This window comes from Nostoc paludosum FACHB-159, from assembly GCF_014698835.1.
Classification (GTDB): domain Bacteria; phylum Cyanobacteriota; class Cyanobacteriia; order Cyanobacteriales; family Nostocaceae; genus Nostoc; species Nostoc paludosum.
The window spans coordinates 399,072-419,292 of sequence record NZ_JACJTU010000001.1 but is presented as its reverse complement, the minus strand read 5'-3'; the positions used below and the strand labels follow the sequence as shown (position 1 = coordinate 419,292).

The following is a 20,221-nucleotide window of genomic DNA, read 5'->3' as shown; positions in this document are numbered from 1 at the left end:
ATTGGTTATGCAACAGCAAATTCGGAATCTTTCCTCAGTTCCTCAGACCGGAATCCTAATACAATCCGATCCTTTGGTATACCTGCCCCGACAAGTTCTGTTGCAATTCCCTCTTCAGTGCCGTCACGTTGAATCCAAATTTTACCATCAATAATATCAACGTGAATCAGGCAGCCATGTACGCGACGAGTTGCAGTTGGAGAAAGTTCTGGGACTGGTTCTCGACCAAGAATCATCACCAAATATCGATCCTGCTCTTTATCAAAAATAGTTTCATGCTGAATATCGCCATAAGAGTAAGGTATTTTGGTATGTTCGAGAAGAATGTTGCAAATTAGCTGTCTGTATTGCTCTATAGTACCCATCGGACTATAACCTCCCGCTTTGGATTAAAAACGATTAGAGGAATTTTGTAGTCTTCCAATATAAGTTTACCAAGCGGTTCTTCCTCGAAAATGTCAGTAAAAATATCCTCATGAACAGCAATATACAAAACTCTATCTGGATGATTACGAGTCATGACAGCCAGGTAAGTAAAATACTGACCAATTGCCTGTTCGAGGTCTGCCACTTCTGAGTCACCACTGAAGGTCTTAATTTCAACGGCTATCTTTTGGGTTCCTTTTTCTGCTATTAGTAATTTTTCGGCTCCCAAATCAACGTATAAATCTTTTTTACCCCACTTTAGATGAAAAGGATCGTCTGTAATAGTCCAGCCATCTTTAATTAGGGCATTCTTTAAGTTGTCGTGATAGCGGTCTCTAGCTGGCATAAATTTACTCGAATTACAAATTAATACCTTCAACTTTTGCTACTTCCAACATTGTCTTTAACACCGAATCTGGATTTAAACTAATAGAATCAATTCCCTGTTCAACTAAAAACTGGGCAAATTCTGGGTAATCGCTGGGTGCTTGTCCACAAATACCGATTTTGCGATCGCATTTTTTTGCGGTTTCTATGGCCATTTTCACCATTCGCTTCACACCTTCACTGCGTTCATCAAACAACCGCGCCACCAAGGCTGAATCTCTATCTAACCCCAATGTCAACTGAGTTAGGTCGTTGGAACCAATGGAAAAACCATCAAATACCTCAGCAAACTCTTGGGCCATAATTACATTGCTGGGCAATTCACACATCACATAAACTTGCAAGTCGTTAACACCTTGCTTTAAACCATTTTTTGCCATTTCTGCTAACACTAATCGCCCTTCATCGGGAGTGCGACAAAAAGGAATCATGGGGATAACATTCGTCAAACCCATTTCTTCGCGTACCCGCTTTAGGGCTTGACATTCTAAGGCAAAAGCTTGTCTGTAACCATCATCATAATAACGCGCCGCCCCCCGCCAACCAAGCATGGGGTTTTCTTCATCGGGTTCAAATTGTTGACCACCTAATAAATTTGCATATTCATTACTCTTAAAATCTGACATTCGCACAATCACTGGTTTGGGATAAAAAGCTGCGGCAATTCTGCCAATGCCTTGGGCTAATTTATCCACAAAATATTGAGGTTTGTCGTCATAAAGTGTGGTAAGCTTAGCAATTTTATCTTTGACAAATTCATCTTTTAATGAATCATATTGAATCAATGCCATTGGATGAACTTGGATTTGGTTAGCAATAATAAACTCTGTCCGCGCTAAACCGACTCCATCGTTGGGAATTGCCGATAAACTTAATGCTTCTTGGGGATTACCCACATTCATTAAAATTTGCGTGCGGGTGCGGGGTAAGTTTTCTAAAGCGACTTCTTCAACTTCAAAAGGTAATAAACCTGCGTAAACTTTTCCTTCTTCGCCTTCTGCACAAGAAATTGTAATTTCTTGCCCATTTTTTAAGACATCTGTAGCATTGCCACATCCAACGATCGCCGGTACACCCAATTCTCGCGCAATAATGGCGGCGTGACATGTTCTACCACCAGAATTAGTCACAATTGCACTGGCACGTTTCATAATTGGTTCCCAATCTGGGTCAGTTCTTTCTGTTACTAAAACTTCCCCTGGTTGAAATTGTTCTAATTTTTGAACATCTAAAATTAAACGTGCTTTTCCTTGACTAATTGCTTCTCCAATTGCGCGTCCGGTGACAAGAGGATGTGGGGAGTGAGAAGATTTTTCCCCAGTGCCCAGTCCCCAGTCCCCAGTCCCTAATACTAAGTGATAACTCCGTAATACATTTCCTTTCTTCTGCGATTGGACAGTTTCGGGACGAGCTTGGACAATAAAAAGTTGTTTCGTAATTCCATCTTTTGCCCATTCGATATCCATTGGTGTGTAAATACCGTGGACTTGGGAATAATGGTCTTCAATTAAACACGCCCAAGTTGCTAATTCTAAAATCTCTTCATCGCTGAGGGCAAATTTGCCTCTTTCTCTAAAAGGAACAGATACATTTTTAGTAAATTTTGAGCCATCATCATAAATCATTTTCAGTTCTTTACTGCCCAACTTTTTGTCGATAATTGGGCGAAAACCTGCTTTTAAAGTTGGTTTAAAAACATAATATTCATCTGGATTTACTGACCCTTGAACAACGTTTTCACCTAAACCGTAGGCGGCTGTAATTAACGCTGCATCTTTAAAGCCGGTTTCTGTGTCAATGGAGAACATTACCCCAGAGGTTGCTAAATCAGAACGCACCATTTTTTGTACGCCAACCGCAAGGGCTATGCTAAAGTCATCAAATCCTTTAGTATGGCGATAGGAAATGGCGCGATCGGTAAATATGGAAGCAAAGCATTTATGACAAGCTGCTAAAACTCCTTCCACACCAACGACATTGAGGTAAGTTTCTTGCTGTCCGGCAAAACTGGCGTCGGGAAGATCTTCGGCGGTGGCGCTAGAACGGACTGCGACATCTGTCTCTGCATTGTATTTTTCACAGAGGGTTTGATAAGCTGCGGCGATCGCTTCTCGCAATTCTACAGGAAATGGGGTGTGGATTAATAGCGATCGCGCTTTTTTGCCCCGTTCTCGTAAATTTTTCACATCCTCAACATCCAAGTCAGCAAATAATTTCCGTAGCTTTGTTTCTAACCCCGCTGATTCAATGAAATAACGATAAGCATAAGCAGTGGTAGCAAATCCTGTAGGAACATTAATGCCTTTGGGTATTAATTGTTGAATCATTTCACCTAGTGATGCATTTTTCCCACCAACTAAGGGAATATCACTAATACCAACTTCATCAAACCAGAGGATGAGCGATCGTTCTTTGTCAGATGGAGATAAAGTGCTTGTAGATACTATAGTCATATGTATTACCTCTTAATTTAATGTGTTTTAAGTGCCTAATTATTACTGTCTAATTTCCCGCCAAGAAATAAATTTCACAGGCTTTTAGTTTGATCCCACTGAAGTTTATTAAGAAACATAACACTAACAGGGTTTACTCCTCTTGAGAGGACTTTCGCTATTAGCTGTATATTTCTAATCTATGGCGGTTTTTGCCACTAGTAGTATATGTTTCCCATATTTAATTGTAAATTTTGCAGCCATCTCGTCAGAGTCGCAGGATTTTACATTGTGCAATTAAATGCCTAGCTATAGTCCAAAAATAACAATTATTCGAGATAATGGCTGTATCGCAATACTAGATACAATCCACAATGGCGCAATTAGAAAGGCTGCTGCTCATGGCAGAAGATGAGCTAACTGAGTACAGTACTGATGCTCGGAAAATGGAAAAACTACGCCGTAAAATAGGTTTATCGGTATCGGCAGCCGAACAGCGCCAAGTTAAAGAAGCATTATTAGCTACAAATAAATCTAATATAATTACTCAAATTGTCGAAGAACAAAGACAAACCGTAGCCTTACCATTTTGGGGAATTGCTGGCTTAGGTTTGTTGCTGGGAATTTCTTTAAATCAACCCATAGGCTTGTTAGCCGCCGTAGCTGGGACTGTATCAGCTTACAGAATTCAGAAATGGGGTTGGCAATTGCAAGCAAGGCGTTTATTGTTACAAACATTAGAAGATATTGAAGCGCGTGTTGCTCAAGCTAATGTAGCAGGCAACAGGCAATAGGCAACAGGCAAAGAAAGTATCTCTCTGCTGGGATTTTACGCTCGGTTTATGTCCTAAAGTCGGCTTAAAATACATATAAATAATAGCAAGCAAGTCATTTGGCTTGATTTTAAAGACACCAAGAGATTGTTAATCCTTTTGCCTATTGCCTGTTTTATCCGGCTTTACGTGCAATAAACACCGCATGACCTGGCGATAGTTCATATTCGCCATAACTACGGCTGGTTTGAACCTCAAAGCCTACCTGCTGGAGTTGATTTGTAATCGTTGCTGTGTCGTATAATCGTTGGTGGTGTACTTCGTCATCTCGTCTATAGTATTCGCCTACTTTGCGGAAGGTGATAATTCGACGAGTCAAAGTTTTTTGTTCTATATCCTCGTGCTTTTCAACGAGTACTAGCCAGTCTTCTCCTTCAGTGAAACCTTTGGTTGTGGTTCCTGGTATAACTTGTCCCGTCTGTGAAATGTCGAAGATGAATACACCCCCAGGAGTTAAGGCATTATATATGCGGTGGAAGAGGTGAACAAGGTCGCAATCTTCGTCAAACACATAGCTGAGACATTCACTAATCGATGTCACAGCATTGCACGGGGGAATCTCAGTTTTAAATAATGATTCGATGCGAAACTCAGCATTTGGGACTCTACTTCGGGCAATATTTATCATTGACTCGGAAATATCGACTCCCAAAACATCATAATTAGCCTCGATCAATTCTTGCGCCCATAAGCCGCTACCGCAACCCAAATCAACCACTAGTCCATCAGATATTTTGTTTTCAGCCAATATTTTGAGTATGCCAGGTGCAGACTTAAGAGCATAGTCACGGTAACCGACATCATGAATAAAAGCCAGGTCTTCTTTGTACCACTCATTCATATATATATATAGTAAAAACTTAGTACAACATCTCATTAATTTATAGCAAATTCTCTGCGTCCCTTTGCGTTTAAATCTGCCCTAATTCATTAATTCTCGGTGTTGGGTTTCGTTCCTCAACCCAACCTACGCAGTTAAGCTTTTTAACTACAATCTTTTTATGTCTCACCCCTATTGAAACTTTCAACCAGGCTTTGGGGAAGTCAAAAGTCAAAAATAAGTAATTTCAGATTGTTGCTGTGTTAATATTTTGGTTAAATATTATTATTTATACCATTTCACTAAAATCCTAATACAAATTCTTTCCCCTCTGCTCCCCTGCTTCCCTAAATGTATCAACCTTAAAGTGAAACGGTATTACAGGCTGCGTGATTTCTAATTCCTCCCCATTTCCAGCCCAACCTTTTCTAAATTCTCTTGTATCGCCACACACCGAACATGCTCAACACCCCAAACTCGTTCACAAATTCCTAAAGCTTCTAAATAAAGAGATTCTGCTTCACTAAAACGCCCTGTTGCCCGATAAATTTCAGCTAAATTGTTGAGACTTTCCGCAACATTAGGATGATTTTCTCCCAACAAAAGCTTATCAAGTTCCAAGGCTTTTATACATAAAACTTCAGCCTCATTATAGCGTCCTTGTTCTCTATACAAATAACCCAAAGCATAGATCGTATCTGCTAAAAGCGGATGTGCCTTTTGTAATACACGCTGCTTCAGTTCCAAAGATTGTAAAAACAGAGATTCCGCCTCATTGTAGCGTCCTTGAGCGCGGTAAATTAAACCTAAATTGTGCAAATCTGTCGCCACATCAGGATTTTCTTCTCCCAAAAATTGCTTGTCTAATTCTATAGCTTGTTGCGACAAAGGTTCAGCTTCACTGTAGCGTCCTTGATGGTAATAAAGTAGCGCTAAATTATTCAATATCAGAGCAAAAGAAGGATGATTTTCGCCTAGTAAACTTGTAGCAATTTCTAGCGATCGCAGATACAAAGGTTCTGCCTCATCATAACGTCCTTGTTCATCATATAATAATGCCAAATTATTCAAACTAGCGACAACATCAGCATGATTTTCTCCCAATAAGCGTTTTCTTAATTCCAAAGCTTGTTGGTAGAGAAGTTCTGCTTTGCTATATTGTCCCGTAGATTTATAAATTCCTGCCAAATTATTCAGGCTAGTAGCATAAGCAGGATGATTTTCTCCCAACAGGCGTTTTCTTAATTGCAAAGCTTGTTGATATAGTGGTTCTGCTTCGCTGTAACGTCCTGTTGCACGATATAAACCTGCTAAATTGCTAAAGTTAACAGCTAAGTCTATTTGCAAACCTAATTCATTTTGCAATTCAATTGCTTGCTGCCAATACTTAATTGCTAGTTCTTGTTCTTCTTGATAATTTTGAGATTCCCCGCGTTCTAATCTGCTGCGATAAATATCACCCAATCTTGAATATAAAGTAGCCAAGCTGGGGTCTTTAGTTCCTCGTTCATGCTCGATATTATCAATCAGCCTTTGTAAATCTTGAATAGGCAAGAAAAAAGTATTACTTTCATTAGTATCTGTGCTGGCTAATTCCGTGTCTCGAAAAACAAAGCGTATAGGTTCTAATTCTTTACCAGCAATAGCATTCGTCTTTTTAGATACAAACCGAAATACACCGTTGCGCCAACTCCAAAAATCAGGAGCTTTTTTGCTCAAATTAATTAAAATTTGATTAGTTACCCAAAGCACAATTCCAAAAGGAAAATCACGCAATCCTTCCCTTGTCCACTGTAAATAACCAAAAAATTTCTCCTGTTCGGATTGTTCCTGTCCTAATCTGAGAAAATAAAGTTGTTCGGCACCCGTGACAGTAATTATTGCTGGTTGATGCTGACGGAGATATTCTTCTTGTTCTACAAGTTGGTTGAGAGCAGCTTTTAAACTTGGTTCATGACGCGCTAACATCACTCGATATGCACGAAAATTAGGTTCGAGTTCGGCTTCATATCTAGCAATAATCTCATCACGAAAATTAGGATCGTCACAAACAGCAATCAGTAAATTTAATCCTTGGGTTTGAGCTTCAATAGAAACAATTAAATCATCATATGCATCTTGATTTTCCCCCTCATCATCTAAAAAATCTTCATTTAACATTAATAGCTCCCTGCCTTTTCAAGCTTTCGATAATAATTGGATGAACATCGTACCATGTTTCTTCAGTGCGATATTCTAGGACATATAAACCATGTAGTAAATCTAAAAACTCAGCTTGTTTGGGGTCATTGGGCATAAGTTGTTCGTAAACACTTTGCAAGATATCGATATCAGTTTTTCCTAAACGAATGGAAAAATCATTGCGAATTTTATTGATTGCTTGGGCGAGAATTTGATCGTCAATGATAACTTCGGCGTTAGGATTTCGTCGAATCATCCGCAAACAAATACGGCAACACTCTTTAGAAATGCGAATTAACTCTCGCAGTACACCCCCACTGTAAATGACGATTTTTTCTGCTGTTTCTGCTGCTATTAATTCACTAGCGATACGCTTGCGTAAAACTTCACCGAGAATCTTTGTTGCTTCCGGACGCGGTTGAGCATTAGGAAAGCGATTTTTACCTTTATCAAAGATTTTGAGGACAGGCATGGCTACAATTTGGTCGTTAGTTTCTGTAGCAATTATTGTACTAATAAATGTCTCTCGAAGAACTGCGATCGGGATGGTATAGATAATCCGAAAGTTCGGTTGGCACAGAGCTTTAATATTATCTTTATAAATTTCATTAACTCTGCCTAAATCGAGTTTATCCAAATCATCAATAATGACTAAAACATCTTGTTTAGTAGCAGCTTGAATCAAAGCGGCAATTTCGTTAATTCTAGCCACCAAATCTGAAATTTTGCGCTCAAACTCTTGTTTAATTTCATCGCGGACGCTAGCATCAGCTTTTAGTTTAGAGCTAATCAACTTGAGTAGGTCAAAACCTATTTCAGCCTCTACTTGTAAATTTAATTCTTCAGTGCGGGTGCGGGTAGCAAACCATTTATAAAGAGCCTCTTTAGTACTTTGAGGAATATCAACTTGGCGTGCTTCCGCTTCTGCCATTAAATTAACTGCAATGGCAAAGAGAATATTAATATGGTTAACTGCTGACATTTCAATTTTGTCAGCAATAGAAAATAGAACTACAAAATACTTATTTTGAATTTGCCTACTAAATTCAGCCAACAAAGTTGACTTACCACAACCGCGATGTCCTGTAAAGACAATTTTGCCATCTTTATTGGGACTGTCTTCAACTAATTGGTTGAGGTCTGCAATCAAATCATCACCATATTCAACTCTAAATCTTTCCATTTCATTCCGTTCCATTAACGGAAATAATTCGAGATTGCTGTATGCTGACTGAAAAGAGTTTAATAATTCTTTAGACATTGGATTGTGCCGTAAAAGGAAGTGCTAACTATTCATATAATGCCTCATCCTTTTTGTAGCAAAAGCTCAGTCTATGTCTAGGATAGAGTATGCCTATTTAATTTATCAAATTTCCTCAATAAATGACTACTAGGTGAGTAGTTACTTATGTCTTACAAATAGATACTTGATTACCAAAATACCAACGGATAAATAAGTAATAGAGGGCAATAATAAATAAAACTGAATGATAGATTATACATTTAGAAGTTAAGATTGAATGAGAGATTATACATAGAAAATAGTGAAAGTTACTTAACAGAGAAAGAAAATAAAATTTTGAGTTATAAAAATAAATTTTTTGTGTGCTTCGCTTTATCTGGCTCTAGGGCTGAATGTAACTTAAAGCCATTTTCAAATAAATAGACCATACTGTAGAGGTTTAGCATTATGCTTTACTCCTACGATATCAGTGAGATTTGACGGTAGATTGTAGCGATCGCCAACTACAACACTGCTAAAATAAATCCATAAATATTCGATGCCCTATTCATTCTATGACCATAGCTCAAGAATTAGATTCTCAAGAAGGCATCCCTGCTGATGTTATATTTCCCCCTGGTGATTTATATAGTGACGAGCCTCCCTTGGAAACCGAACTGCATCTACGACAAATAATTTTACTTTTGACCTGTCTAGAATGGCTGTGGCGAGATAGAAATGATTTCTATGCAGCGGGAAACTTGACTATTTACTATAGTCCACGCCAACTCAAATCAGAATTGTTTCGAGGCCCAGACTTTTTTGTAGTCTTGGGAACCGAACGCAAAACGCGTAAGAGTTGGGTAGTCTGGGAAGAAGATGGTAAATATCCGAATTTAATTTTAGAAATTTTGTCAGACTCAACAGCGAAGACAGATAGAGGTTTAAAAAAAGAAATTTATCAAGATACTTTCCGCACCCCTGATTATTTTTGGTTCGACCCATACACATTAGAATTTGCAGGATTTCATTTAGTAGATGGACAATATCAACCTCTGCAACCAAACGAACAAGGATATTTATGGAGTCAACAGTTAGGGTTGTATTTAGGAATTCATGAGGGACTATTGCGGTTTTTTACACCAGATAGCCAACTCGTACCAACACCTGAGGAAACAGCAGAACAGATAGAACAAAGACTAGAACAAGCAGAACAAAAGGCGCAACGTTTGGCAGCAAAATTGCGAGAGTTAAATATTGATCCGGATACAATTTAAACTAGAGAATACGCAAGGAAAAATCAGAAATTTAATAAATTAATCAAAAAATAGGAAATACTTTAGAGGTTTAAGATAATAAAGACGTTGCAATGCAACGTCTTTATTGGTAAAGATTCAGATATCAATAAAAATTGAGTTTTTTATTTAGGAAAGGCTTGGTATTACAGAACGAACAGTGTTGATAAAATTTTGAGCATAATTATGCGTTGAGAAATCGAGGGCGCGTTGCCTAGCAGCGACTCCCGCACTTTGGGCAAATTCTTGCTCGTCAAGGTAACGGAGAATAGCGATCGCTAATTTATCCGCATCGCCGTAAGGTGTTAATAGTCCATTAATCCCATCTGTAATAATCTCCGTTGGCCCGCCTGCATCACCAGCAATTACAGGTTTGCCCAGCGCCATCGCTTCAATAATTACAATACCAAAAGGTTCTTTATCCGATGCATGAACAAATACATCCATCGCCTGTACCCACTCTGGAATATTGCGCTGTAACCCAGCCATAATTACTTGCTCTTTCAAGCCTAAAGTGGCGATTTCTGCTTTTAAAAAGTCCTCATAATCCGGTTCCAAATCGTGCTTACCGCCAACTATTACACAATGGGCATCGGGATACTGCTGTAAAATTTTAGGCATTGCTTGTACCAATACGTGCATCCCCTTCCATCGTTGCAATCGTCCGACGATTCCAATCAATGGCCCGTGCAAAGGTAAGCCCAACTTTCGCCGTGCTTCTTGAGGAGAAGGTAAAGCGCCAGGTTCAAATCTGTCTAATGCTACACCAGGATAGACCAGAGGTGTTGGTCTGTGCGGCCAAATCTCTGCTTGTGCTTGTTTACCATCTTGGGAGAGAGTAATAATTGCCCGCGCTGGGATTAAGGTAGCAAGTCGTACTAACAAAGGCTTATCGCTAGGTACTTCTAGCTGATACCACACAGCAGGTAACCCCGCCAGCATCGCCGCCAAGCCTCCGGATATGTGCGTTATCCACATCCAATTGACGATTATATCTGCATTTTCCTCGCGGGCGATCGCAGCTATCCGGAAAACAGCAGCGATAAAACGGTGAATTTGGCGCAAACGTCCACTTTCCACAACTCGCGTCTCAATACCCAGAGACTTTACTTGCTCTACCATCGGGCCGTTTTCTAAAAATATCACTATCCATTCCACGCCAGCATTACGTCCCTGCTGCATCAAATCCCAGAGCATCATTTCACCGCCGCCTCGTTGTTCGGCTAGTGGCATTACAATAATTACTTTCATAATTTCAACCTATTTAGTAAAGATATTTTTTTCACGCAGAGGCACAGAGAGAGAATTGAGAGTTTTTCAAGATGTTTAGGAATTTGAATAAGTACTCTGGCATTGCTGAATCTAGGGATGATTTTTACCTCACGCAAAGGCGCAAAGGCGCAAAGAATCTACCTTTAGCCTTCGTCAAAAATCTTAATTCATCCCGCATTTATGCAACGCCAGTACTCTCATCCTTTGTGCGAGTCTGCGTCTGTGCGTGAAAATTTTTCTTGATGTAAATAATATTTATGCCCTGCCATAGCCATAGCTAAAAATCCCCAAAGAATCATACCTGCTACGCTCAACATGCCACTACCAATAACTAGTTGTGTTGCAGAGCTAATACCAATGGCGCGGGCAGCACTGATAAAACTATCAAAACGACCTTCCCCATATTTGCTAACACTAATAATTAATAATATTAACCCACCCATATAGAAGATGGCTCCAAACCAACCAAGGGTAAAAAACATATCTAGAATGCCACTGTCAATGACTACTACTTCGATTTGGCCTGTTTTTTCGTTGACTTTCCAAATATTTCCTAATCCGTTACCTAAAGCATTAGAAAGAGCTAGACTCAGATTTTTGTCGTAACTTTGAGATCTATCTCTAAAACTATTATCTTCTTCCAAATTAGAAAAAGTTTCTAACCGAGCTGATACAACCTTAGAAATTGGCTCGATGGTTGTTAATGGCACAACACAAATCGCCATTACTACAATTATGGTTATTAAGCGCATTTGAATCCGGGTTTTGACTGAACCCACAATCATAATTATTCCCAATAACCAGCCGCCCCAATTTGTACGCGCTTGTGTCAACAAAAAGGATAAATAACCAACGGCTGAAGCCGGAAAAATTAAACTTCCGGAACTGGTAAATAACAACAATAACCCAGCTTGCATCACAGAACCAAAGGGGCCGACTGAGTGCAATGTACTCCAGACGCGCATCCCAAAAGGCACAGGATTTCCAGCGCTCATGAATAGTTTTGATTGTATCAGCCAGTATCTATCCCATTCAGGAGCGACAACAAATTGATATACGCCATAAGCTCCTAAAATTAATACACACCAGAGGAATGTTCGCTGAAAATTTTGGCGATAAGTAGGATAATCTCGCCAGTTAATAAATAAGTGAAAAGCAAAAATAATTGGCCCTAGCCAATCCAATAAACCGCGTGCTACGGGAACTGGTGCGTTGTAAATTAAACCTACTAAAAAGCCGTAAAAGACTCCAATAAAAGCCAAAATAAACGGCAAACCTCCCTGATAATAGGCGCTTTTAAAACGCCTTAAGAAAGTTGCAATGGTGACAAACACCACTAAGTATGGTGCTATCAGCATTTGACGGGTAGGGTCCCAGCCCACTCGATAATCAACTAAGCGGGTAGCTAAGGGTGTGAGAAAGCATATCCACCAAGTAAAGCCGATGTAGAGAATGGGATGGCGCAAGTATAAAAACACGGCTACTAATAAAGCTGTCACCGGATAAATTAGACGCAATGCAGCAGTAGCACCGGCAAAATAGCAAACTACAGTTAATAGGAGAAAGCCGGCGATCGCCATCCAACCCTGTGGCGATCGCTTTTCAGGGGAATAGCTTTCTTGTGAAAAACTATTGTAAAGTATCTGTTTGGAAATCATTCAATCTTGGATTTATATAACAGAACTCAGGAGTCAGAATTCAGAAGTAAAATAGTTTTGATTCCTAGCGTTTAGGTTGAGCTTATATATTTGGCAAACTACAAATGAGCTATAAATAAATTTACCAGTTATATTCTTGAATTCTGAATTCTGAATTCTGAATTCTGAATTCTAAATTCTTTATATCCTTGCCAACGTCCACGCCAAGATGCCAACAGCTTTTTATTTGCCAATTCTCTTTGACTGGGTAAAAATCTTAGCCATTGGATTAAGCCAAAACTATCGCGTGTTCCAACTAATATTGACCAAAATAAAAATACAATTCGGCGGATAAATGGCAGGTGTTCTAATAAAACTAGGGTTTCATTATGAACTAAATTAATTAAGGCAATTTCATTAAAGCTATTTCGCCGATCTTCATCAAAACGTTGTGCTGGGTAGTGTTCTACAGCAATGTTAGGGTCGTAAATTATCTTCCAACCAGCTCGCTTTAATGTCAGGGTGAATGCCATTTCAAAGTGTACTTGTGCTCCTGTACCTCGCATCCGTTCGTCAAAACGCAACTGCCCAATTGCCTGTTTACGAAAACTCATGTTTACGCCTTTGAGAACATCGACTTCGCGGGGTTCTCCGACTCCCAGATGATGGTTGCCAATTACTCGTCCAAACCACTGCAATCGACCAACAATCAAGCGAGATTCGTCTTCTAATTTGTTGCCGTGATGTATCCAATCACGTCCACCAAGACCACCAAGACGACTGTCACAGTTAAAGTAAGCAGCGATACGTTCTAACCAATCGGGATGGGGTGCAGCATCATCATCAGTGATGGAAACAATATCGCCTTGCACCTGTGCCAGTCCGGCGTTGAGGGCTGCTACTACCCCTGGTTGCGTAACTTTCACAGTTTGCAGTGGCAAGTTGGGTGCTTTGAATTGGGTGAGAAATTCCCAAGTTTCTACATCCGTATCGCGAACAACCACTATCACCTGATGGGCTGGTTTAGTTTGCTCCTGTAGCGCCAAAAGGCAGCGTGATAGGTCTTGTGGACGGCGATAAGTTGGTATGAGAACGGTGTTCCGCATTCTTGCTTAACTCCTCGAATAGATCCACATAAGTTTGTGCCATAGTAGTCCAGCTGTGTTGTTCTGCCACAGAACGAGCAGTTTGGCTCATTTGTTGCATCAGCGATTGTTCGCTTGTTAAGGACATCAATGCTGTTGCCAATGCATCGATATCATCTGAGTCAGTTAAGACGATGCCACATTCTGGTGTTACTAACTCTGCACCCCCGGTAGCTGTGGCAGTAATTACTGGCAGTCCTGAAGCCAGTGCTTCTAACAATACCAAGCTGCAAGCTTCATATCGGGAAGGAAAAATAAATAAATCTACCGATCGCATAATTTCGGGAATATCACGACGAAATCCGACGAAATGCACGCGATCGTTTAACCCCAAGGAAGCTGCTAATTGCGGAAAGGGACTACCTTCAATGTGACCTACCACTACTAGATGTAGATCGGCAACTTTGGTTAAGGCGTGTAGGACTGTATCTAAGTTCTTCCTGGGTGTGCGGATGTCACCGGCGAACAATGCTAGAGTGACATTTTCTGGTAAACCTAATTTTTGGCGATTGCTTTTACCAGGTGTAAACTCTTCTAGGTCTACTCCATTGACAATTACGCGGATGCGAGAACGGGGTACACCAATGTTAATTAATTCCTGGGCTACCTTTTCGGATACCGCTACAACGACCTTAGCTTTTTGAAAAGCTTGTTTTTCCCAACGTGCATTAAAAGCAGTAAATAGCCACTGATATAAACCATATAAATCTCGGCGGTTGCGAGAAATATGAACTGGCGATCGCAACCATGAACTATGGACAAAATGTACAGCATTCACATCAGCAGCAGCCATATTAATCGCGCCATTAATTTTGATTAAATCAATGTCTGAGCGATGTTGACGCAACCAATTTGTACTTTTTTGGGCAAAGATAAAATTACGTATAAATTCGGTGGGATAGCCTTTGACTGGAATTTTTACCCAATTTACTTGAGTATTATGTTCTAGTTCTGGCGCAATTTCACTTGCTAATAATGTTAGTTGGTGACCGCGACGGATTGCTTCGTTAGCAACTTCGTAGTTTACTCGACCTTGACCATCGCCTTTTTTAATTTTATGAGTAACAATGCAAAGTTTCATAGGTTATTTATTTAGAAAAAAAGCTCACGCAAAGGCGCAAAGTCGCAAAGTAAAAAAGAGTATTTTCTCTGTGTCCTCTGCGTCTCTGCGGTTCGTTATAAAAATAACTTGCTCAATTATTTCGCGACTCCTATTAACTTATTTGCAAAAAAGCGCGGAGTAAAACTAAGCGTCAGCGCCACTAGAGTTCGCAAATTAAATTTTTGTTTTTTCAATGCCTGCCAAAAATAAGGACGTGCAGCCGCTATTTCTTCACTTCGCAGCAAACCAATTCCCAATGTCGTATTTGCTTCCAACCATTTTTCTTGAAAATGCGTCCTAAATTCTTGTAGACGAGTATCTTCCATAAAGACTTCATAGCAAAACATTTCGCTTTTAGCTTTGCGAATTTTTGCCTGTACATTTCGACTACCACTGAGCATGGTATCAGTTTGTTCGTGGGCGCGATATCGTGTCAATCTTTCTGGATAATAGTAAGCACCACGGCCAGATATACAGCAAAGGTAAGTTAAATATAAATCCCACATCCCACCAACTTCTGAGGGAATACTATCCCAATCAATAAAGTTATTGCGAATTACACAAGATGCAGCGGTGGGTATACTTTTATCTATTAACCCAATTTTAGAGAAGGATTCATGAATTCCTGCTGTTAGTTTGTCGCGTTTGAAACCGCGTGTATTTTCTTCGGTTCCAATATTATTAATTGTGCCGTTTGCGTCTATGATATATTGGTCGCAAAAAGCAAGAATTAAGTCAGGATTTTCTTCTAATGGTGGTACAAGCTTTGCTAAAAAGCCTTGATTCCACATATCATCGTCATGAAGGCTAGCAACGTATTTCCCTTGGGCCATTTTGAAAGCATGTTGCTGATTAGCAAGCATACCCACGTTTTGGTCGTGTCGCCAAAATCGAATGCGTGAATCATTAAAAGATTCAACAATGGCTTGGGGATTTTCTGGACTGCAATTATCAGAAACAATAATTTCAATATTTTGATAAGTTTGTTCAACAGCGCTAGCGATCGCTTGCTTAAGATACTCTGCTCTATTATAAGTAGGGATAATAACGCTGACTAATGGTTGTTGATGCAATGACATATTTTTCTCTGTTAGTTTATTGAGGGATTTGATATAACTTTTTCCCTGGATAATCAAATTCAGCTATTGTTTTTGCATAAATTGTTCGCAGATTATTTACATGGCAATTCATTGTAAATTCTCTCATCAACAAAGCATGACCTTGTGCGCCCATGTCTCTACTTTTTTGATAATCTGTAGACAGTAAATTAATAGCTTGGGACAATTTTTTAATATCATTACCAGGAACAAGAATACCCGTTTCTCCATCTCGTAAATGTTCGGGTATTCCTCCGACTGCGCTACCAATTACAGGACGATAACGAGCATAGGCTTCGAGGGTTACAAGACCGGCAGGTTCAGGCCAAACACTGGGAAAAATGACTGCAAAACACTGTTGATATAGCTGATTTATTTTATGGCGATCGCACCAACCATGCCAAGTAATTCGATGATTCAATCCCAAGGTAGTTGCTAATTTTTCTAACCGCGGTCGTTCCCATCCTTCACCTGCAATATCAAGTTGAATTTGCGGGTTTGTATGTATTAAAGTTTTAATTAACCATTCCAGACCTTTATCAGAAACGATTCGACCAGCAAACAAAATTCTCTGATTTTGGTGGACTTCTAAACTTAGGGGTGCAGCTGGTGTTTGCGGCAGAGAAATACCACAATGTACTGTTACAGTTTGTTCGGCTGGTATGCCGTTTTTAATTAACTGTTGACGCACATATTCGCTATTAGCGATAAAAGTAACCTTTATCTTTTTTAAAACATCTAAAAACTGCTGAGTACCTTGAATCTCCCTGACAGTTCTTAATGGTTTACGGCTACCACATTTATCTACTAATTTACCCCAGGTACATCCTAAGTAAGAAAAGTTGCGATCGCAGATTCTTCGCTCTCCAGCTAAATACTTTGTACCGCTAGGACAATACAGTGAGTGATTATGAACGCTGAAGATTGTAGGACATTCACCTGTAAGGTGCAATAGTAAATCTGGGCTATGGAGATGTAATAATTTAAACTGGCTTTGATCGACATTCTTGAGCGATTTTATCACGCGATCGCTAATATCAGGCGAACGATGTTCAAATAGAGAAGCTAAATAAGTTTCAACGCCTCCACCCTCACCAACTTCAAAATTGGAGCATTGGTAAATCAGGTTTTCTGCAAACCTTTCGCTGTGCAGTTGTTTAGTTTTGTGCTTGAAATGATTAATTATTTTAGACATTAATTACTGCGTTATTACTAATTTTATTGCTTGTATATTTATAGTTTTTAGTTCATCGCTTTATATCAATTCTCCATGAAGATGCACTTAATATTTATTAAACGAACCGCCAAGGACGCCTTCTCTACGAGAGGCTTCCGCCAACGCGCAGCGTCTCGTTAGAGAAGGACGCCAAGGAAGAAGGAATTATCATTAAGTGCAAGTTCACAGAGAATTGGTATTATCTACCGACATTAAACCAAAACTTGTGTCTGACATCGCTAACATAATGCCTGAGAGCAATGTCTTTACTTGCAGATTTATCTGGATAAATGAACTGATCTTCTACATTCAGAACATAGTTTTTGGAGCAGAGAGGCTGACCATGATTGTGATGCATTGTCAGATGTACAATTGTTTGTTCGGTAAAATAGCTAGGATGTTCTTGAAGATTTGCTAAACGTTCAATAGCAAAAGTCCAGTCAAATTCATGCCTAAATAAGATAAATCCACCATTCACTGGATTTAACTTCTCAGAATCATCGTAGATAATTCGTTCATCTAGTGACATAGAACAATCAGGTAGATAAAGAGAGTATTTGTTGTTCGATTCACTCAAGTTTATTAAGTCTATACCGCCAGGAAAAAATAAAATATCTGAATCAGTGTAAATCGTAGTTCCATTAATAGGAATTGACATTAATGCCGATAATTTTTTGCCCATTGGATGCAGTTGAGCATAATCAAGAACGCATTGAGGTAAATCTGTTCTCACGAAGTTTTTTAAAAGTACTACCTCAACGCAGGGATGAATGCGGCGGAGTAAATTACAACTAGAGTCACTATAACTCCCATCAGAAACCACTGTGAATGTGTCTGGAATACCCACATGGCGAATAAATGAGCGAATACTTGCCACTTGTTCTGGCAAATCACGTTCGCATGATAAGGCATAAATATTTATGGGAGCTTGGCGAGTTTGTTTAATCGGGATGCTGACAATTTGAGAAAGGGCTGCTTTATATAGATAACGATTAAATTTACCTTGTAATTTAGCAGTGTGGTAGCCTATATTTACCATTAACTTTTCCTCGTTAAAACTATAAATAAGAGTTAGAAGGGTTCAGAATAATCCACCAATAACGTGATTTCGATAATTGAAAAACCTTGTAAATTCGTAATTCGTAAATTACGAATTACATAGTTTGCTTCTCACGCCTTGGCGAGTATTACGAATTACGAATTACGAATTACGAATTACGAATTACGAATTATAGTATTGCATCTGATGATATTCCCAAAGCTTACCTTGGCGTCCGAGTAATTCTTCATATTTGCCTTGTTCTACTATTCGTCCTGCTTCCAAAACCACGACTTTATCGGCTTTAGAAATAGTAGAAAGACGGTGAGCGATCGCAATTACTGTTCTGCCAACAGATAGCTTTTCTAATGAGTCTTGAATCAAGCGTTCCGATAGAGAATCTAAGGCGCTGGTTGCTTCATCCAAAATCAAAATTTCTGGGTTCCGTAGTAACGCCCGTGCAATAGCAATTCGCTGTCTTTGTCCTCCAGATAATCTAACACCCCTATCTCCTAATTGGGTATTAAAACCTTGAGGCATTTCTAAAATAAATTCTAGTGCATTCGCTAATTTAGCAGCTTCTTGAATTTGCTCGTTGGTAGCTTCTGGAGTCCCATAAGCAATATTTTGCCAAACACTAGTATTGAAAATAAAAGTGTCCTGACTAACAACTGCTATCTTTGAACGTAGAGAATTAATTTCAAAGAGTCGTATATCAGTTTCATCGATGTAAATATTTCCCTCTGTAGCATTATAAAATCGAGGAATTAAATCAGCAAGGGTTGTTTTACCAGCCCCAGAAGCTCCCACTAATGCTGTCATTTTTCCCTTTTCAATGGTTAGGGTAATATTATGCAGTACTAGATTTTCATCGTCGTAACCAAAATCTACACATACTAAATTAATTGATGTTTTTAACCCTTTAAATTTAATATGTCCATTCTGAAAATAATTTTTGTCATCAGTTTTTAGAAGATTTTTAATGTTGCTTGCGGAACCAGATAAAGTACTGAGAAACGCTCTCGTGCCATTAATATCTTGGACAAATGGGATAAAACGAAATAGCACAAAGAAAAATGTTAGTAAAGAAGCTACTTGTAGCGTTCCATTACTAACTAGGCTAGTGAATGCCAAAATAATCATTCCCACCAATACCGTAGTAGCTACTCCTTCGGCAATTGGTTTAACAAGTGTCCAAGTGAAGACAACTTTAGTTGTAGTACTTACGACTTTATCGCTAGCTTTATAATAACGTTGACGCTCAAATTCTTGAGTGCCATAGGAGTGAACAGTACGAATGCCATTAATAAATTCTACGGCTGTTGATGTAAAATTAGAATTAGCATTTGTGACGCCAAAACTTGATTCTCTAACTCTGGCATTTAAATTCGATAACCCTACACCTAAAAGTGTAAATAGTAATGCTGAAATCAAAGTTAGTTGCCATGAGATCAGAAACATTGAGATTAAGTAAACAAGAGTTGTTATTCCTCTAGTAAATAAAAAAGCTGCGGCGCTAAAACCTTGTCTAATTCTGTCAATTTCTGTGGTAATCGTGTTAATTAATTCCCCAGCACGAGTTTTGGCAAAGTAACTTAGGGATAAGGCTTGTAACTGCTCAAAGATTTGCTTGCGTAAGCGGTCTGCAAGATGTATTTGAGATAATTCTGTGTAGACTTGGGAAAAGTAATTAAAGGTAGCACGTAACCAAGTACTCAACAAAATTAATAGAGATACACGATATAGTCGATTAATTGCTGATGTCTTAGTTCCCAAAATCCAAACATCAAACAAATCTATTCCTGTCTGAACAGGTTGAGCGTTAGGACTAGTTAGGCTTTGCAAAAATGAAAGTAAGAAGCCAATACTTACACCTTCAAATACTGCTGCCAAAATTGAAAAAACCAAAGCGGAAATTGCAATTTTGCGGAAGTTTGCAACTTCTCGTAATATCAAATAATTGTCCTGCCAAAAGTTTGTGGCTTTGAGCAGATTGCTGATTGTTTGAGGAAGTTTCAAAAGCATGGATTTTTCTAACGAGAATTTGGCATATAAACAGGAGTCAGAATTCAGAAGTTAGAATGATTGGTAAGTTAATAACTGATAACATTATTCAA

Annotated in this window: 16 protein-coding genes; 2 read left to right on the top strand and 14 right to left on the bottom strand. The window is 39.1% G+C overall.

All coding sequences use genetic code 11. The annotated features are described in order from the left end of the window. Positions 1-5: 5 nt before the first annotated feature. From H6H03_RS01775 to ppsA, 3 genes are read right to left on the bottom strand one after another with little or no spacing between them, the layout of a single operon-like run. Positions 6-365 (bottom strand): XisI protein, encoded by a 360-nt coding sequence (locus tag H6H03_RS01775; RefSeq protein WP_190953360.1) that lies wholly within the window; start codon positions 363-365, stop codon positions 6-8. Continuing rightward, the gene (locus H6H03_RS01770; RefSeq protein ID WP_190953359.1) at positions 353-772 is read right to left on the bottom strand and encodes a XisH family protein; all 420 of its coding nucleotides are present in this window, start codon (positions 770-772) and stop codon (positions 353-355) included. The genes H6H03_RS01775 and H6H03_RS01770 overlap by 13 nt, the downstream gene beginning before the upstream one ends. Before the next feature lie 13 nt (positions 773-785). Beyond that, positions 786-3,266, bottom strand: coding sequence for a phosphoenolpyruvate synthase (ppsA, locus tag H6H03_RS01765; RefSeq protein ID WP_190953358.1), 2,481 nt, complete (start codon positions 3,264-3,266; stop codon positions 786-788). 353 nt (positions 3,267-3,619) lie between these two features. Here ppsA and H6H03_RS01760 point away from each other — a divergent pair, with 353 nt between their 5' ends. After that, complete coding sequence (locus H6H03_RS01760; RefSeq protein ID WP_190953357.1) at positions 3,620-4,039, top strand: hypothetical protein; 420 nt, start codon at positions 3,620-3,622, stop codon at positions 4,037-4,039. Between the two features lie 154 nt (positions 4,040-4,193). On the opposite strand, the gene H6H03_RS01755 is transcribed toward H6H03_RS01760, so the two are convergent. The 3 genes from H6H03_RS01755 to H6H03_RS01745 all read right to left on the bottom strand — a co-directional run bounded on the left by H6H03_RS01755 (position 4,194) and on the right by H6H03_RS01745 (position 8,340). Continuing rightward, positions 4,194-4,919: a class I SAM-dependent DNA methyltransferase gene (locus tag H6H03_RS01755; RefSeq protein ID WP_190953356.1), complete on the bottom strand. Its 726-nt coding sequence runs from the start codon at positions 4,917-4,919 to the stop codon at positions 4,194-4,196. A gap of 375 nt (positions 4,920-5,294) precedes the next feature. Continuing rightward, positions 5,295-7,058 carry a tetratricopeptide repeat protein gene (locus H6H03_RS01750; RefSeq protein ID WP_190953355.1) on the bottom strand — a complete coding sequence of 588 codons (1,764 nt, stop codon included), beginning with the start codon at positions 7,056-7,058 and terminating at the stop codon, positions 5,295-5,297. After that, a complete protein-coding gene (locus H6H03_RS01745) occupies positions 7,048-8,340 on the bottom strand; it encodes an ATP-binding protein (RefSeq protein ID WP_190953354.1) in 1,293 nt (430 codons plus the stop codon). The genes H6H03_RS01750 and H6H03_RS01745 overlap by 11 nt, the downstream gene beginning before the upstream one ends. Before the next feature lie 536 nt (positions 8,341-8,876). Here H6H03_RS01745 and H6H03_RS01740 point away from each other — a divergent pair. Beyond that, entirely contained in the window at positions 8,877-9,578 is a 702-nt protein-coding gene (locus H6H03_RS01740; protein ID WP_190953353.1) for a Uma2 family endonuclease, read from the top strand. Positions 9,579-9,725: 147 nt separating this feature from the next. Here H6H03_RS01740 and H6H03_RS01735 read toward each other — a convergent pair whose 3' ends face one another. From H6H03_RS01735 to hepA, 8 genes are all read right to left on the bottom strand, one after another. Next, entirely contained in the window at positions 9,726-10,847 is a 1,122-nt protein-coding gene (locus H6H03_RS01735; RefSeq protein WP_190953352.1) for a glycosyltransferase family 4 protein, read from the bottom strand. A gap of 218 nt (positions 10,848-11,065) precedes the next feature. Beyond that, entirely contained in the window at positions 11,066-12,526 is a 1,461-nt protein-coding gene (locus H6H03_RS01730) for an O-antigen ligase domain-containing protein (RefSeq protein ID WP_190953351.1), read from the bottom strand. 128 nt (positions 12,527-12,654) lie between these two features. Continuing rightward, positions 12,655-13,611 carry a glycosyltransferase family 2 protein gene (locus tag H6H03_RS01725; RefSeq protein ID WP_190953350.1) on the bottom strand — a complete coding sequence of 319 codons (957 nt, stop codon included), beginning with the start codon at positions 13,609-13,611 and terminating at the stop codon, positions 12,655-12,657. Then, positions 13,529-14,731 (bottom strand): glycosyltransferase family 4 protein, encoded by a 1,203-nt coding sequence (locus H6H03_RS01720; RefSeq protein ID WP_190953349.1) that lies wholly within the window; start codon positions 14,729-14,731, stop codon positions 13,529-13,531. Before H6H03_RS01720 ends, H6H03_RS01725 begins: the two co-directional genes overlap by 83 nt. A 116-nt stretch (positions 14,732-14,847) precedes the next feature. Further along, complete coding sequence (locus H6H03_RS01715; protein ID WP_190953348.1) at positions 14,848-15,831, bottom strand: glycosyltransferase family 2 protein; 984 nt, start codon at positions 15,829-15,831, stop codon at positions 14,848-14,850. Positions 15,832-15,847: 16 nt separating this feature from the next. Beyond that, positions 15,848-17,044 carry a glycosyltransferase family 4 protein gene (locus H6H03_RS01710; protein WP_190953347.1) on the bottom strand — a complete coding sequence of 399 codons (1,197 nt, stop codon included), beginning with the start codon at positions 17,042-17,044 and terminating at the stop codon, positions 15,848-15,850. Positions 17,045-17,264: 220 nt separating this feature from the next. Then, the gene (locus H6H03_RS01705) at positions 17,265-18,104 is read right to left on the bottom strand and encodes a hypothetical protein (protein WP_190953346.1); all 840 of its coding nucleotides are present in this window, start codon (positions 18,102-18,104) and stop codon (positions 17,265-17,267) included. Between the two features lie 183 nt (positions 18,105-18,287). Further along, entirely contained in the window at positions 18,288-20,129 is a 1,842-nt protein-coding gene (hepA, locus tag H6H03_RS01700; protein WP_190953345.1) for a heterocyst formation ABC transporter subunit HepA, read from the bottom strand. Positions 20,130-20,221: the final 92 nt, after the last annotated feature.